General features: G+C 40.1%; 15 protein-coding genes. 9 read left to right on the top strand and 6 right to left on the bottom strand.

Going from position 1 to position 15,391, the window contains the following annotated elements; translation table 11 throughout:
- Positions 1-33: 33 nt before the first annotated feature.
- Positions 34-378, bottom strand: a complete 345-nt coding sequence (locus tag AACU25_RS19625) for a DUF5615 family PIN-like protein (RefSeq protein WP_096578466.1) — start codon at positions 376-378, stop codon at positions 34-36.
- A complete protein-coding gene (locus tag AACU25_RS19620) occupies positions 375-668 on the bottom strand; it encodes a DUF433 domain-containing protein (RefSeq protein WP_096578464.1) in 294 nt (97 codons plus the stop codon). Before AACU25_RS19620 ends, AACU25_RS19625 begins: the two co-directional genes overlap by 4 nt.
- A 652-nt stretch (positions 669-1,320) precedes the next feature.
- On the opposite strand from AACU25_RS19620, the gene AACU25_RS19615 reads away from it, so the two are divergent.
- The 6 genes from AACU25_RS19615 (at position 1,321) to AACU25_RS19590 (ending at position 7,414) form a co-directional block, all read left to right on the top strand.
- Positions 1,321-2,451: a substrate-binding domain-containing protein gene (locus tag AACU25_RS19615; protein WP_096578462.1), complete on the top strand. Its 1,131-nt coding sequence runs from the start codon at positions 1,321-1,323 to the stop codon at positions 2,449-2,451.
- A 205-nt stretch (positions 2,452-2,656) separates the two neighbouring features.
- Entirely contained in the window at positions 2,657-3,775 is a 1,119-nt protein-coding gene (gene nifV / locus AACU25_RS19610; protein ID WP_096583882.1) for a homocitrate synthase, read from the top strand.
- 297 nt (positions 3,776-4,072) lie between these two features.
- The gene (locus AACU25_RS19605; protein ID WP_096578460.1) at positions 4,073-4,960 is read left to right on the top strand and encodes an ABC transporter substrate-binding protein; all 888 of its coding nucleotides are present in this window, start codon (positions 4,073-4,075) and stop codon (positions 4,958-4,960) included.
- A 155-nt stretch (positions 4,961-5,115) separates the two neighbouring features.
- The gene (locus AACU25_RS19600; RefSeq protein ID WP_339382046.1) at positions 5,116-5,898 is read left to right on the top strand and encodes an ABC transporter permease; all 783 of its coding nucleotides are present in this window, start codon (positions 5,116-5,118) and stop codon (positions 5,896-5,898) included.
- Entirely contained in the window at positions 5,895-7,040 is a 1,146-nt protein-coding gene (locus tag AACU25_RS19595) for an energy-coupling factor ABC transporter ATP-binding protein (RefSeq protein WP_096578458.1), read from the top strand. The genes AACU25_RS19600 and AACU25_RS19595 overlap by 4 nt, the downstream gene beginning before the upstream one ends.
- A gap of 50 nt (positions 7,041-7,090) precedes the next feature.
- Positions 7,091-7,414 carry a hypothetical protein gene (locus AACU25_RS19590; protein WP_096578456.1) on the top strand — a complete coding sequence of 108 codons (324 nt, stop codon included), beginning with the start codon at positions 7,091-7,093 and terminating at the stop codon, positions 7,412-7,414.
- Positions 7,415-7,477: 63 nt separating this feature from the next.
- On the opposite strand, the gene AACU25_RS19585 is transcribed toward AACU25_RS19590, so the two are convergent.
- Together AACU25_RS19585 and AACU25_RS19580 are read right to left on the bottom strand one after the other, a co-directional pair.
- A complete protein-coding gene (locus tag AACU25_RS19585; protein ID WP_096578454.1) occupies positions 7,478-8,176 on the bottom strand; it encodes a type 1 glutamine amidotransferase in 699 nt (232 codons plus the stop codon).
- A gap of 58 nt (positions 8,177-8,234) precedes the next feature.
- Positions 8,235-8,819, bottom strand: a complete 585-nt coding sequence (locus AACU25_RS19580) for a TetR/AcrR family transcriptional regulator (RefSeq protein WP_045868594.1) — start codon at positions 8,817-8,819, stop codon at positions 8,235-8,237.
- A 21-nt stretch (positions 8,820-8,840) separates the two neighbouring features.
- Between AACU25_RS19580 and AACU25_RS19575 the strand changes: the two genes are divergently transcribed.
- From AACU25_RS19575 to AACU25_RS19565, 3 genes are all read left to right on the top strand, one after another.
- Positions 8,841-9,518, top strand: coding sequence for a 2OG-Fe(II) oxygenase family protein (locus AACU25_RS19575; protein ID WP_096578452.1), 678 nt, complete (start codon positions 8,841-8,843; stop codon positions 9,516-9,518).
- 52 nt (positions 9,519-9,570) lie between these two features.
- Complete coding sequence (locus AACU25_RS19570) at positions 9,571-10,392, top strand: NADPH-dependent oxidoreductase (protein WP_096578450.1); 822 nt, start codon at positions 9,571-9,573, stop codon at positions 10,390-10,392.
- A gap of 234 nt (positions 10,393-10,626) precedes the next feature.
- Entirely contained in the window at positions 10,627-12,102 is a 1,476-nt protein-coding gene (locus AACU25_RS19565) for a pentapeptide repeat-containing protein (RefSeq protein ID WP_096578448.1), read from the top strand.
- A 227-nt stretch (positions 12,103-12,329) separates the two neighbouring features.
- Here AACU25_RS19565 and AACU25_RS19560 read toward each other — a convergent pair whose 3' ends face one another.
- Both AACU25_RS19560 and AACU25_RS19555 read right to left on the bottom strand, forming a co-directional pair.
- Complete coding sequence (locus AACU25_RS19560; RefSeq protein WP_096578446.1) at positions 12,330-13,730, bottom strand: nitrogenase component 1; 1,401 nt, start codon at positions 13,728-13,730, stop codon at positions 12,330-12,332.
- A gap of 45 nt (positions 13,731-13,775) precedes the next feature.
- Positions 13,776-15,305 (bottom strand): nitrogenase component 1, encoded by a 1,530-nt coding sequence (locus AACU25_RS19555; RefSeq protein WP_096578444.1) that lies wholly within the window; start codon positions 15,303-15,305, stop codon positions 13,776-13,778.
- Positions 15,306-15,391 lie beyond the last annotated feature (86 nt).

Below are 15,391 nucleotides of genomic sequence, written 5' to 3'. Positions count from 1 at the left end.
CCAAATTATAGACAATTGCTTTTTGGAAAGAATTCAGGCATATAATAATTGATTCCTAATCTCCTCTACATTTAGAGCATTCACCAAAATCCCTATTCTTTGTGCAACTTCATAGGCGTTTTTCTGTGGCACAATGATTATTCCAGAATGTTGTTTATCTTCTGTTATGTATTGGAGATGTAACCGCTCAAAGTCAACTCGGTTATGAGTCAGGATACATCTGCCAACTGAAGTTGCAAATTCCAGTTGTTCAATGTCTGTTTTGCCAATGGTTGCTTGCTCAGGAACGGTGGTGACATCTAAACCACGCGATCTCAACAATGTAGCAACTAACGCTGACATATCCTCATCTGTATAAAGTAGTGCAAAAGTTGTCACAATTTACCCAATGCTTTTTTTACAGATGGATGAACTAATTCATCGGGTATTCGGTTTTGCTCAATATACTCATTAATCTCTGGTTGGTTATCGAGATAGAAACTCAATGCATCAAAAACTTGTGCCAAAGTTAGATGGGGTAGATGGTTCAAAATTTCTTCAGGCATAATGCCTAAGCGCCACAAACCAACAATGGCACGAACGGATGTACGAGTGCCTATAATAATTGGCTCTCCACTCAAAATCTGAGCATCGCGAGTAACGTAGCGTGAGAGAGTTTCAGCAGGCATATAACAAGTTACTTAATAAACCAGCATTAATTCTAGTCTATCAACATAGATAGGTGAAAATTCCTGATTTCTTCAACAAACTCAGGAATTTTTATGTAGTTACAAAGCAATATTGACCAGGGTTAAATGAATGCGATCGCCAGTTAACTCTAGGACTATCCTGATAAAACAATTTTTAGCCTAAGAATATCTATTCAACTAAATATAAATTGCAAATTTTCTGTAGTTATTACTACATAATTACTATAAAAAAAATGAAGATTAAAAGTTTTTTTGGCAATTATTTTGGCGAAATGTATGTTATAGTTGCCTTAAGGGGAAATCAAACAGCAGTAAATCAACTAGCAACAAGTTTAGTTTGTCTACTGCAACAATGAAACCCAGTAAGTATCTTAGCCATATATATGATGTATGCAATCATCCGAGAGTATTAACAGGTCTTCCAACAGGAAAGGCATCAACTAGAAGACTTTCTTGCTATTGCCTAGACAAATTAATACCGATTTATGGGAAGAATGATTGCGATAGATGGATTGCCAAAAAGCTTGGTTAATCAATCTTTTACAATCCAAAATTCAAAATCCAAAATCCAAAATCCAAAATTGTATAAGTTTGTCTGCGGTAGCCGTTCTTGCAGGAGGAAGACAGCCTTATGAAGCTGGATGCTAATGTTTGCAACAACCTGAAGTCAATTAGAACTCGCTTAGGCATGAGTCAGCAAGATTTAGCTAATATAGCTGGCGTAACTCGTCAGGCTATCAGTAGTGTGGAATCGGGACAATATGCTCCTTCGGTTGCCATTAGCTTGCGTCTAGCTAAAGCGCTGGGTTGCCAAGTTGAAGAGTTATTTTGGTTAGAGGATGATTTACCAGAAGTTGAAGCAGTTCTTACTAAACCCGTTCCTAGTGAACAGCAATTGCGAGTAAGCCTAGCAAAAATTGGGGGACAATGGATAGCTTATCCCTTAATTGGGAAAGATGCTTTTCGCATGGAAATGATCCCCGCTGATGGTAAGGCACATATCCCAACAACTACAAATAAAGTTCAAGTTCAGCTGCTTGATGATATAGATAAATTGCACAATACAGTTGTTATAGCTGGCTGTACACCTGTAATTTCCTTCTTAGCAAAGGCAACTGAACGTTGGTATCCTCAACTGCGAGTTCATTATCATTTTGCCAATAGCATGGCTGCCTTGCGTAGTCTAGATAGAGGTGAAGTTCACATTGCAGGGATGCATTTATATGATCCTGAAACTGAAGAACATAATATTCCCTTTGTTCGTGAAGCTTTAGCTGATAGGAGTGCAGTTTTAATTACCCTTGGTATTTGGGAAGAAGGATTGATGGTGCAACCAGGTAATCCAATGGAAATCAAAAATTTGGCTGATTTAGTGGAATTAGGAGGAACCATCATCAACCGCGAACCTGGTTCTGGTAGTCGGATGCTTTTAGAACGCCAACTCAACAAAGAAAAGATCTCACTAGATACGCTCAAAGGATCTGAGAGGATTGTCCATAGCCATCAAGATGTTGCTTTAGCTATAGCATCAGGAATTGCTGATGCTGGTGTGAGTACTTCATCGATAGCTGCGGCCTTTGGTTTGGGATTTGTTCCTTTGCATCAAGCGCGGTATGACTTGGTAATTCTCAAAGAATACCTGGAAGAATCACCCGTACAACAGTTCCTTGGCATCTTAGGACATCGGCTGGTGCAATCGCAACTAAAAGTACTTGGCGGTTATGACATCAGTAAGATAGGGGAAGTTGTCGCAACTATTTAATGGAAGGGCATTGGGCATTGGGCATTGGGCATTGTGAATAGGAAAAACTATTACAGTGCAGTGGAACAAAGTCTGGCTTTAAACCTTTACCTCTGACTGCATTCCGAGAATGTCTGCAAGGATGAGTCTCAAATCCTTGTATAGATTTGGTGACGCTTTTTGCATGAGTTTTGTTTACTCTCACTCAATTGATTGCGATTTTATGATGAACAACCATGCTATTCAGATTAACGATACAACCCTGCGAGATGGAGAACAAGCCGCAGGTATAGCCTTTACTGTAGAAGAGAAAATTGCGATCGCCACTCTACTTGATGCCATAGGTGTGCAGGAGTTGGAAGTTGGGATTCCCGCAATGGGGCAAGAAGAGGCAGAATCGATTAAAACCATCGCCAATCTGGGATTAAATACTAAATTGCTTGGCTGGAATCGGGCTAACTTGTCTGATATTCAAGCATCTATAGATTGTGGTTTAGAGCGAGTGCATATTTCTGTACCCGTTTCTGATATTCAAATTGATGCTAAGTTTCAAGGACGGAAACGGCTGGTGTTAGATCGCCTCAAAGATGCAATTAGTTTTGCACGCGATCGCGGTTTATCTGTATCTGTAGGTGGCGAAGATTCTTCTAGGGCTGATGAATCTTTTCTCTTGTATGTAGCCTATTCTGCTCAAGAATGGGGCGCTTTTCGGTTTCGCTTTTGTGACACAGTGGGAATTCTTGATCCCATCAGCACTTACAACAAAGTGAGTCGTTTAGTCTCTCATCTATCAATTGCAATAGAAATGCATATGCATGATGACTTTGGACTAGCATTAGCAAACACCTTAGCTGGCGTTAGAGCCGGAGCAGTATCAGTTAATACCACCGTTAACGGTATTGGCGAACGCGCAGGAAATGCACCCCTAGAAGAAGTTGTGATGGGACTCAAACATCTCCACGGAATTCAAACGGGTATTGATACCAAACGACTAGTAGAAATGTCTCAATTAGTAGCCAAAGCCACCAACTATCCTGTACCACCTTGGAAAGCGATCGTCGGCGAAAATACCTTCGCACATGAATCTGGTATTCATGCTCATGGTGTGCTGCAAAATCCTGTCACCTACGAACCTTTTGCACCAGAAGATGTAGGCTGGGAACGCCGTTTAGTTGTGGGTAAACATTCTGGCAGACATTTATTGCTGAGTGTACTGCAACAACATGGCATCAACCTTGGTCAAACAGAAATTCAATCAGTATTAGATGCTGTGCGACATCAATCAGTGCAAACAAAACGCAGTCTCACGGTTGAAGAATTACTCAGCTTAGTTCCTCAGAAGTAAGGGAGCAGAGGAAGAATTATCACTACTTACCATGTGATGAAATTCTCTAAATCGGCTGAATAAATCCTGTTACTAATACTTCCTGAGTTAGTAAAAAAACTCAGATTTTTATAAAAAATCTATATCAATCATATTTACCGTAAGTTGTGAGTAATTTGGTTGGGAATGGAAAGGAGATGAGGAATATGAGGAAGAAAAAATTACATTAATAAATAAAATATCTATGCCCTATGCCCTATGCCCTATTCCCTATTCCCCATTGCTAATATTTAATCTCTGTAAATTCTAGGATGTTTTATGATTCAAAGAAGACTTGTTATCGGGGGGTTACTGTGCGTTGTAGCACTAATAAGTGCTGATTTTGGTAATAAATTAGTTCGGCAACAACCAGCTATTGCCCAGTCCTCAACTAAGAAAAATGTCATAGTCGCTATGACAACCAGCATAGAAGATAGTGGTCTTCTAGATGATTTAGTTCCAGCTTTTGAAAAGAGAACAGGACATATACTCAAAAAGGTTGCAGTTGGAACTGGACAGGCTTTAGCTTTGGCTGAAAAAGGCGAAGTTGACGCGCTATTTGTTAATTCACCAAAAGCTGAACGCAAAGTTTTGCAAGGTGGTGCTGTAACTAATCGGCATTTGGTAATGCACAATGACTTTGTGGTCGTGGGGCCAGCTAATTCTGATAAAGCGAAGATTAGAAATAAAAAGAACGCTATTGAAGCATTCTCTCTGATTGCAAAAAATCAAGCTTTATTTATCTCCAGAGGTGATGATTCAGGTACTAATAAACTTGAGAAAGATTTATGGCAACAAGCTAAAGTCAACCCTGCTGGTACTTGGTATCAACAAACAGGTTCAGGGATGGCGAAAACTTTGCAAGTAGCTAACCAAAAATTAGGATATACCTTAACAGACCGGGCAACATATATATTTCAAAAGAAAAATGTTTCGTCTTTGCGAGTAATGGTAGAAGGAGACAAAAAATTGTTGAATCTCTACCATGTCATGGAAGTAAATTCACAAAAATTCCCCAAAGTCAATAGTGCAGGAGCTAAAGCATTTATTAATTTCGTATTATCTACGGAAGGACAGACAATAATTTCAGCCCACGGCAAAAAAGAATTTGGACAACCACTATTTTTTGTTGATGCAGGTAAAACAGAAAAAAATTACGGGTTTTAGTCATTTGTCATTTTTCCTTATACCAATTCCTTATGAAGCTGCATAGAATTCGATCCCCCCTAGCCCCCCTTAATAAGGGGGGTAAGCAGAAAACATCTATCAAAGTCCCCCTTTTTAAGGGGGATTTAGGGGGATCTAAATATGTGCAAATTTACATGAAATTGGTATTAATGAGTTGTTCAAATATCGGAACTACGAATTACAAACTACGAATTATTACTTCAGTTTTTAACAAACTTGTGGATACAATCATTGAAGGAGCAATCAGAGCTATTGAGCTATTAACAAGGGGCGATCGCGACGTTCTCCAGGTCATGATGATGACATTATTAGTATCTGGAACAGCGACGGCTATTAGCGTTGTGCTGGGTGTACCCTTGGGATTGTGGTTAGCTTTAACAGAGTTTTTCGGGAAACAAGTATTAAATAGCTTGGTTAACTTTGGTATGGGATTACCACCAGTCGTAGTTGGCTTAGTCGTTAGCTTGTTTTTGTGGCGGTCTGGCCCCTTGGGCGATTTGGAACTGATGTATACACCCACAGCAATGATCGTTGCCCAAGCATTGATTGCTTTCCCCATTGTCGCTGGCTTTAGTTTTGCAGCTATTCTCAGTATTAATCCTAAACTTCGTTGGCAATTACTATCAATGGGGGCGACACCTTGGCAAGCTAATTTATTGCTAATTAAGGAAGCAAAGTTAGGATTAATAGCCGCTATAATTGCAGGTTTTGGTCGTGTCATCTCCGAGGTTGGGGCCTCGATGATGGTTGGTGGCAATATCAAAGGACAGACAAGAGTTTTAACTACAGCGATTGTCACCGAAGTCGAAAAAGGTAATTTCGATGTGGCAATGGCGATCGCATATATTCTCCTGATCGTTACCTACAGCATTGTTGTATTGCTGACTATCTTGCAGCACGAAAAGAAAGTTTTATGATGAAAATTACTGGTTTCAAGTCCTTTGTCGCCTCTGCTGTAGGACGACAGAAAAATTTGGGGAGTATCAACGAGTATGTCCTGAATATGCATCAGGTAAAAGTCGATAGTAAAACCCGCAAAAATATCCTGACAATTGATAATTTCGCTGTCCGTCCTGGGGAACTAGTCGCCGTGCTTGGCCCCAATGGTGCTGGCAAAAGCACCATGTTAAGAACAATCAATATGTTGCAGCCTTATCGCGGACAAATACAATTGTTTGGTCAAGATGCGAGTTATGCCAATCAAACAAACTTGCGTCGTCGTTCGGCTCTGGTTTTTCAAGAGACATTACTATTAGATGACACAGTATTTAATAATGTTGCCAGAGTTTTACAGTTTCGCGGAGTTCCAAAACACCAAATTAAACAAAGGGTATATACTGCACTAGAAACTTTTGGTTGCGAACACTTAGCGTATCGGTCAGCTCGTTCTTTATCTGGTGGCGAAGGTAAACGAGTTTGTATAGCCTCTGGTTTAGTAGCTGATTCTGAATTGCTGCTATTAGATGAGCCTTCAGCCTCCTTAGATGTGGCAATCCGTCCGCAAATTATCGAAAAAATCAGACAATGGGCGCAAGATAGAGGATCGGCTGTGATATTAGTTAGCCACAACTTTACTGATATCTTGAATTTTGCCGATCGCGCGATCGCACTATTTGATGGCTGTATCATTCAGGATGATAAATTAGAAAACCTGATCCGCCGACCAGCTAATCAGCAAATTGCCAGATTGGTGGGCATGGATAATATTATTCCCTGTAAGATTAAGCCAGGCGATCGCGGTTATTTAATTAAGCTGGCAAACAGTCTAGAGTTTTTCTACCCTGGTGAATTGAAAACAACTATCACAGCCTGTTGTTTATCGAGTGATGCTTTCTATCTTGATCATACAAATTCTTCAATTCCATACCAGCCAGGAGTCGTAAGGCTAGAAGGACGAGTAGAGAGAATTTTACGTGGGATAGGCACTGATACTATTCGCTTTCAACTGGGAGAACAAATTTTAACTGCCAAATTACGCCGGGGTTATACATCCGAAAATATCTATCGTCATGGAAAAATTAAGCTGGCATTCAGCCCTACAGATGTGCATTTTGTGTAGCTGCTAAACACTTAAATTAACTTCTGAATATTGACTATCTAGGGTGAAAAATGAAATTTAGCAAATTACCAATTTTATCAAACTTTTCTAGTTATTTTGACATTGGCACATGGCTATTACTAACAGCAAGTCTGTTATGTTTGATAATTTTATTATGGATTGGCATCATTATTATCGGCAATATTTTGTTAATAGGAAATGTATTTAATCCTCATCAATCAACAATGCAAGTCAAGCTATTTTATGGAATTGCATCTGTATTTTTAGGATTATTCCTAGCTATTTTTATGATTAATATTGCGGAACTTTCGGATAAAAAGTTATCAAAATCACCAACCAAAATTACAGACAAATGGAAATCTCATTTATCATAAGAGCCAGTAGGGTGCGTTAGCCTTTGGCGTAACGCACCGCCAAAGATTTTAAAATCCTACACATTAGTTAGTAGAGGTAGCAAAATAATCTAAAATTTGACACATAAAAGTGTTTATTTTGCTAAAATCCTCATCCCTGGCGAGCATTTCCTCAGCTTTTTGAATATATTTACCTGACACCAATTCAGAAACACAATTTTCAATAATTTGGCTAACACTTTCCTTTGTTGATTCCAGGTGAAATTGTAACCCTAATACTTGATCACCATAGATAAAAGCTTGATTTGCACAGACTTCACTATAAGCTATTCGTACTGCACCAGGAGGTAAATCAAAAGTATCCCCGTGCCAATGAAACACATTAAAAGACTGGGAAAATGATGCAAAGACAGGATAATTCTGGGCTTCTGGAGTCAGATTAATAGGATACCAACCTATTTCTTTCTCTCGACCTTGATATACTTTGGAACCTAAAACATCAGCGATTAACTGCGAACCTAGACAAATACCAATGACTACTTTATTTTGCTGAATTGCTGATTCAATAAACTGTTTTTCGTCATTCAACCAAGGATATTGATCATACTCATAAATATTCATCGGCCCACCCATGACTATTAACCAATCTAGGTCATCAACAGATGGTAAATTATCACCGTTATAAAACTGAGTTGCAGAAATAATGTGACCCTGCTGTGTCGCCCATTGTGCAATACTAGCAAGTCCTTCAAATGGCACATGTTGTAAGTAATGAATTCGCATAGATTTACCCCGATTTCACAGCCTTTTTTCATGATAAACCTGATGAGAACGCCACTTTTCAAGATTTTGATGTTGTCTGAATTAGCATTACCGCCGCCTTTTTCGCCTGAGATGCAGTTGACCAACTTCCTTCCATTAAAGCAACAACGATCGCACCTTGTACGAGCAACAGCAGTTGTCTAGCTAATTGTTCTGGTAATGTAACTTCTGCTGCTTGAGCAAGTTGAAGAATATATTGGTATATCGATTGTTGATGTTCTAAAGCAACTCGATAGCCAGGATGATCGGGATTAGCTAATTCTATTGAGGCATTCATAAAAGCACAACCCCGAAAATCTGGCCCTTCAAACCATTCTCGTAAAGCATCAAAGATAGCCAGCAAGCGTTTAGTGGGATCGGTAGTTTGTTGTTCAACGGTGGTTTTCAGCCATTGACACCATTGTTCATGTTCTTGGCGTAACCATGCTTCAATCAAAGCATCTTTAGACTTGAAATGATTGTACAGCGACATCTTCGCCACGCCAGATTCCGCAATGATTCTGTCAATCCCAACATTGCGAATCCCCTCCCGATAAAACAAATCTGACGCTGTGTGCAAAATGCGATCGTAAACAGATTTACGCTTTGTTTTCAGTTTATTCATTGAGTCACATCCTTGGGAATCATGCTAAATCTTCAATTCATCCGTACTGCTGTCATGCAAACAGTTCCATATAACTGGGCTTTGGTTAAAAATTTGCTTTCACCAGAAGCCAGCTTAGAACTAACTGCAAGTTTTCCCCACCGAGAGTTTCAATTGTCAACAGGAGAAGGATATGGCTATTACTGGGGAAAGATACTCGCCCCTAGTCAAGATATTCCTTTGATGCTCAAATTTAAGGACGATCGCTGGCGACAGCGCCTAGCACAAGGACGACTTACCAGTGATTTGAGACATCTGAGTCATGTCTGGCGACAGTTAATACAAGGACTCTGGACAGATACTTATCGCGCCGCCTTAGCAGAAATGTCAGGGTTAGACCTCAAAGACTGTGTGATGGATATTGGATTTCGGCAATATCAGTCAGGACACCAACATTTTCCCCACACAGACGAACCGAATAAAGTCTTAACTCATTTGCTATTTTTCAATCAACAATGGTCTAGAGATTGGGGCGGCTGTTTGCGAATTCTCAAAAATTCCAGACCAGAATCAGCCTTTAAAGATATTTTACCTCTAAGTCATTTATCTGTGGTCATTGTGCGTTCAGAAAATTCTTGGCATATGGTAACGCCATTGAATACTCCTGCATCTGAGAGACGATTAGCTTTACGAGTGGCGTTCTTTCAGAATGTGGCTTAGTTAATAGTCTTTTGAAAATTGTCACACATTAGTTTGGAGTGAAAAAATAACCATGACTAATCCTCTTGAATTATTGCGATCGCGCTACGGTGAAATTCCCTTCAATGATGAACTTCCCTGGAATGACTCTATAGAGAAGATTTTATCTCACCGTTCAGTTCGCTCTTATTTACCTGATCCCTTACCGCCAGGAACTCTAGAATTGCTTGTAGCGGCTGCTCAATCTGCTGCCAGTTCAGCTAATATGCAAACTTGGAGTGTGGTAGCTGTTGAAGATGAACAACGCAAAGAGGAATTATACAAATTGGCTAATAACCAAGCTCATGTCAAGCAAGCGCCTCTATTCTTGGTATGGTTAGCAGATTTAGGACGTTTGGCTTACATTGCAGAGAGTCGCGGACTACCTCATGTTGCTCTAGACTATATAGAGCTATTGATTAAAGCCATAGTTGATGCTTCTGTAGCAGCACAAAATGCGATCGTTGCTGCTGAATCTTTGGGTTTAGGAACCATCTATATAGGTGCAATCCGCAAAAATACCCAAGAGGTAGCCACATTACTAAATTTACCACCCTTTGTTTTTCCTGTATTTGGGATGTGTGTAGGTTATCCCAATCCAGAAGTCAAACCAGCCATTAAACCGCGTCTACCCCAGCCAGCTGTATTGCATCGAGAAACCTACAAATTAGCAGAACAAGAAGATGCGATCGCTCACTACAACGATATTATGAAACAGTTCTACACCGAACAAAACATGAATGTCGCAGGTGATTGGTCAGAACATTCCGCCGAGAGAATCGCCACCTTAGACTATCTCAAAGGATGTAAAAATTTACGTCAGATTCTCAATGGCTTTGGCTTCAAGCTATTGTAAATTCGTGAAAAAACTCGGCTTTGAAAAGTTCTGAGCGTTGACTTCTGGCGCTCAGATTTTTCCCTGTGTTTCTCTAAGTTTAAAATGAATCAGGTGGAATGGAACTAAAATAACAATGAGTTAGGCGATGGCGATCGCTAACTCCTCATCAGATTTTGGCAAAGGTATTGAATAGTGAACTAATTTTCATTAGATTGATGTTGAGGTAAGTTTTTCAAGTAGCGATATCAGTTAATGGCAAAGATAAGACATTTAGAGGTCTTTAATAGAGGTGTGGAAGAGTGGAATCGATGGCGCGAGAAAGAGCCAAACACTATTCCAGACCTTACTGGAGCCAACTTTAAACACAACAACTTTGCAGGTATAGACTTTACTAAGGCTGATCTACGCGACTGTGACTTTCGAGCCAAGAATCTTTCAAAAGCAAACTTCAGTAAGGCTAACATATGTGGCTGTGATTTTCGCAACAGTAATTGTCAAAATGCAGATTTTTCAGAGGTTCTAGCTGGACAAACTTTCAAGCAGCAAGCAATCTTAGTTTTGATGGCTGGAGGAGTTGGTTTGCTAGGCTTTGGTTTCGGAGGGGTAATAGCTCGTAGTCTTGCAGTATCACGCAGTCTTGCATTATCACTATTCGGAGCTAGCTGGGCGGAGTTTGCAGGTGCAATTTTATTTAAGATTCTAAACCATGAGGAAATCAGAAAATTTACTGGAACATCCTTTGCTGGAGCTTGTCTTGATCGCGCAAAGTTCATTAAAGCAAAACTGCATAAGTGCGATTTTTCTAGAGCTTCCATAGTACAAGTTGACTGGGAGTATACACAGTTCGAGGGAGACGAGATTTCACTCAAAGATCAGGTTTCACTTGAGAACCATTTTAATTTTCCCAATAATATGCAACTAAGAGAGATTCGGCTTCTTTGCATAACCCGTAAAGGAAATAATGATATTTCCTCTTTTGAGAACTTAGATCTGTCTAGGTTAAACATAGCAAATGTTAACTTTGAAAATAGTATTTTACAAGGAGCTAATCTCAATTCATCTATTCTTAGAAATGGGAATCTCCGGGGTGCTGACCTATCTGGGATTAGCACTAAGAACACAGATTTTTCTGGTGCTGATTTCACAGGCTCATGCATTGAAATTCATAATATTAGCCCTGATGCAATATTTAATAATGTAAAGTGTGACTATTTATATTTAGTAGATAAAGATAAGAAAGAACGTATGCCTAAAGATAAAAATGCTATGTTTAAAGATGGCGAGTTTGAAGAAATGTTAAACAGTCTCAGTAGAATTGATGATGCAAATGCTACTATTAGTCCACCGACTAATGTTGTCAACAAGATAGAAAGGTTTATTATGAATGATAATCGTACAATTAATACAGGTGGCGGTAGTTATTATGAAAGTATAAATACGGGTGGCGGTAGTTATATCCAAGGTGACTACATCAACATGAGCCAAGATTTATCTCAAGCTGCTGCTCAAATCCAAAATTTACTTGAGCAATTGCAAAAGCGGGGTATGACAGTAGATGCGGCTCAAGAAAAAGTAGCGCAGGATTTGGCAGATGAAGCGCAGAATACGTCAACGATGAAAGACAAGCTCGTAAAGTGGGGGCAATCGTTGGGAGATGCAACAGTAAGTGACGTGGTTAAAGGAGTTGTCAAACTTGCTATTCGTTCCGTAGGGATTCCGCTACCATAGCAATTTAGGCTACTTGCGATGCAGCCCAATAATTGCGCTGCACCGGAACATTTATAAATAGTTAGTGGAGTTGCAGAAGATATCTATATCTGGTGAACACAGCTGTTAGCTTGCTAAGTTATCAGTGATGTTGTGATAAACATCGAAACTGGAGATTTTGAAGTAGATGTAAGTGAAATCGGTGCCTGGGATCGCCCTCATCATTCCCCAAGAGCGATCGCCAAATTCTAAGTCCAATGAATATGCTTGGAACGAAAAGCCCTTTCCCAATCGTTGGCAATTACCTCCATTATATTGATCATGCCTTCATAGCCAAAATATGGCTTATCAAGATAAGTCTCTCTGTTAGTTGGACTAAAGACATCAAATGCAATTTTAATTCCCAATTCCTCAGCCATGTATTTCTCCCAAGCCGAACCAATTACAGCATCAGTATCAATCTCTGTTAAGGCTTGCTTAATTTGATAACCATCTGCTGCAAATGCTACACGAGGCGAAATACCCATACTTTTAAGTTCTCGCTCCAAAATTGAACGAGATTCACGCATTGCTGAACGAAACAATAAGACTTCAGGAATCATTTCTAACTCTTCAAACAGCATTCTTACTAACCCAATTCCCAGGGTTCCATCCGCAGATACCGCAATTCTACAGTTACGATATCGAGGAATAATCATCAATGCTCGCTTGCGAAGAGTTTCTACTACTCTATTTTCACCTTCTTTAATTAGTGGTTCTACTCTTTTCTCGTCTATCTTGAAATGTGCTGCTAATGCTTGCAACCACCGCGTAGTATTTTTCACACCTATCGGTAAAGGAATATCCTCCAGAATTAAGGGGATATTATGGGATTCTTGCATTTTTCGCGCAAACTTATACCCCACATCATGACTGAGAATAATATTAGCAGTTGCGTTACCAGCTTGTTCTAATTCTTCAAAGGATGTACCGTGAGAAATTACTGTTTGGACTTTAATCCTTAAATACTTTAACGTTTCCTTAATCCATTGCAAATCTGCCCACCAAGTAGGATTTAGATTTGCCTGGGGTGCAATAATATTGACAATTCTGGGTTTCCTTCCGCCTCGCCGCTTCTGTCTTTTGTGGATGAAAGGTAGTAAAGCTTCTAAACCCATTTCCAAACCATCATAAGCATTACCACGAAAACCACCAGCCAGCAAAGGTACAAGCTTGGCGTTAACCTGTGGCTGAAGGCTATGACATAAGCCCTGAATATCTTCACCAATAATATCTGCCGCACAAGTACCAACGACAAACATTACTTTCGCTTTAAAAGATTGATCCGCCTCTTTAATCAAATTTTTGAGTTTTTCAGATGCTCCCATGACGATATCTGACTCAAAAAGACGACTACAACCTACTTTACGCTTAGTGAAATCAACCTCATGGTTATCATAGCCAGCCGCTACGGTAGAAGCACAACCTTGGGGAGAATGAATTACAATACTGACATCTTTAATACCAGCTACCATATTGGCGATGCCTTCCAAAGCACAACCGACAATAGGATCTTTACTGTGATCGCAATTGTCAAATGTTAGTTGTTCTTTCTGGGAAGATATGACATTAAGTACCTGAGAGTTTTCGCTTTTTATTCCTGACAGCATTTTCCTGTTCTCTTCTTTGCATATACGGTACAATCGGCTAAGTTATTACTCGTTAAAACATTTGCCCCGCTTCTTCCCTCCATATACAGTACAATCAGGTAAGTCTTGGGCTAATTTTCCGGTAAGCGATCGCGCAGATGCTAAACCTGAGTTTTTCGGGAATACCATTTGCTTGGTTAAGGAACTACGAGGTCTAAAGCCATATTGGAGTGCAGTTTTAATACATTTAGCTACCCTTAAGGCTCCGCGATAACCAAATCTAGGACGATTTAAGATGGCGTTTAAATCGACAACGGGAATATGGGGGAAACTCAAAGAAGAACCAAAATAAACAACAGAATCTGCATCCAGTCCACCAATGAATTCTAGTAATTCATCTTCTGTTTGTTTCATTGATTCATACTTACCAAAAGCTAAAGTCCCTTTGGTAATCAAGATTTCTGGGTCTAATCCCGTTTCTAATAGGTAATCTACGCTGGTTTCCCGTGCTTCTGTACTCCAAGGATGGAAGTTATAAATCACCGCACGCATCCCGAAATCACGCTCTAACATATGAGCAATGGACAAGCACTTGATAGCATCATGTCCTTCGATGATGGCTAACTTACCTTCGATATATTTCTTCGCTTCCTCAAATTCAGTCTTGATGGCTGCATATTCCCGTTCCATCAAAGCAGCCGCTTGCGCTTCCATTCCTAAATATTTTGCCGCGCCTTGCAACCATTTTTCTGTAGCACTAATACCATAGGGAAGAATTGTAGAATTTAAGGGAGTACCGAATTTATCGTACATGGCTCTACCGATGGTATAGCCAAGATCCAAACATAAGGTACAGTTAACTGCTGCACTCGGTGCTTGTTTGAGTTCATCTAATGTGCAATCACCTGCAATTACACTGTGAACCCTAGCCCCCATTCCTTTGATCAGTCGTTTCAGTTCCTTGACATCACCTTCTACTTCTGTCCTTTCTGGCCCCATCTTCGCACCGACAATATTGACAGAATCAGCTAATTGTGATTGACGTTCTGGTGTGGGCGGCTCCATAAAGTCTACAATTTGTCGAAAGACGATATCAAAGCCACTGCGATACTCTCCAGCAAAGCCTTCGCAATGTATCGTCATGATTTCGGCGTTGATTTCGCTGCGGGCTTTATTCACCACATCATCAACGCAATCGCCAATAATTCCCGACGCGCAACTGGTGGCGACAACGATCGCATCTGGATGGTATTTTTGATCTACTTCCCGAATCGCACCGCGTAGTTCTTTTTCTCCCCCAAAAATCACCGCTTTCTCACTCATGTTAGTAGTGACAACGGCTTCATAGGGGGAACCACTATTACGGCTATTTGTGAGCTTATATGCTCGTTTCACCCCATAAGCACAGCCACTCGGCCCGTGAGAAATGACGATCGCATCTTTAATCCCACTTAAAATCTTAGTTGCAGTCCAGAATTTGCAGGGGCGAGTATGACTACCTTGTAGGGTGGTTTGAATTTTACCTTCTTTTGCTAGCTGATACAGTTCGCTTAAATGTCCGTAAAATACGACGTTAGCATCTATGTTTGTGGGCATAATCCCTCTCTCGTGTTTTGTGATTTTTTTAACGCAGAGGTACGCTAAGGTGAGCGCAAAGTCACGCAGAGAGACTTTCTTTAAAA

Origin of the sequence: Tolypothrix tenuis PCC 7101 (assembly GCF_963874875.1) — a bacterium.
Classification (GTDB): Bacteria; Cyanobacteriota; Cyanobacteriia; order Cyanobacteriales; family Nostocaceae; genus Aulosira; species Aulosira tenue.
The sequence above is the reverse complement of the archived record's forward strand: the minus strand, read 5'-3'. Positions and strand labels throughout refer to the sequence as shown.

Excerpts from the sequence above, each read along its gene's own strand:
- AACU25_RS19570 (WP_096578450.1), top strand. The coding sequence starts at position 9,571 with ATGACTAATCCTCTTGAATTATTGCGATCGCGCTACGGTGAAATTCCC.
- AACU25_RS19585 (WP_096578454.1), bottom strand. The coding sequence starts at position 8,176 with ATGCGAATTCATTACTTACAACATGTGCCATTTGAAGGACTTGCTAGT.
- AACU25_RS19560 (WP_096578446.1), bottom strand. The coding sequence starts at position 13,730 with ATGCTGTCAGGAATAAAAAGCGAAAACTCTCAGGTACTTAATGTCATA.
- AACU25_RS19565 (WP_096578448.1), top strand. The coding sequence starts at position 10,627 with ATGGCAAAGATAAGACATTTAGAGGTCTTTAATAGAGGTGTGGAAGAG.
- AACU25_RS19555 (WP_096578444.1), bottom strand. The coding sequence starts at position 15,305 with ATGCCCACAAACATAGATGCTAACGTCGTATTTTACGGACATTTAAGC.
- AACU25_RS19575 (WP_096578452.1), top strand. The coding sequence starts at position 8,841 with ATGCTAAATCTTCAATTCATCCGTACTGCTGTCATGCAAACAGTTCCA.
- AACU25_RS19615 (WP_096578462.1), top strand. The coding sequence starts at position 1,321 with ATGAAGCTGGATGCTAATGTTTGCAACAACCTGAAGTCAATTAGAACT.
- AACU25_RS19620 (WP_096578464.1), bottom strand. The coding sequence starts at position 668 with ATGCCTGCTGAAACTCTCTCACGCTACGTTACTCGCGATGCTCAGATT.
- nifV (WP_096583882.1), top strand. The coding sequence starts at position 2,657 with ATGAACAACCATGCTATTCAGATTAACGATACAACCCTGCGAGATGGA.
- AACU25_RS19590 (WP_096578456.1), top strand. The coding sequence starts at position 7,091 with ATGAAATTTAGCAAATTACCAATTTTATCAAACTTTTCTAGTTATTTT.
- AACU25_RS19605 (WP_096578460.1), top strand. The coding sequence starts at position 4,073 with ATGATTCAAAGAAGACTTGTTATCGGGGGGTTACTGTGCGTTGTAGCA.
- AACU25_RS19600 (WP_339382046.1), top strand. The coding sequence starts at position 5,116 with ATGAAATTGGTATTAATGAGTTGTTCAAATATCGGAACTACGAATTAC.
- AACU25_RS19595 (WP_096578458.1), top strand. The coding sequence starts at position 5,895 with ATGATGAAAATTACTGGTTTCAAGTCCTTTGTCGCCTCTGCTGTAGGA.
- AACU25_RS19580 (WP_045868594.1), bottom strand. The coding sequence starts at position 8,819 with ATGAATAAACTGAAAACAAAGCGTAAATCTGTTTACGATCGCATTTTG.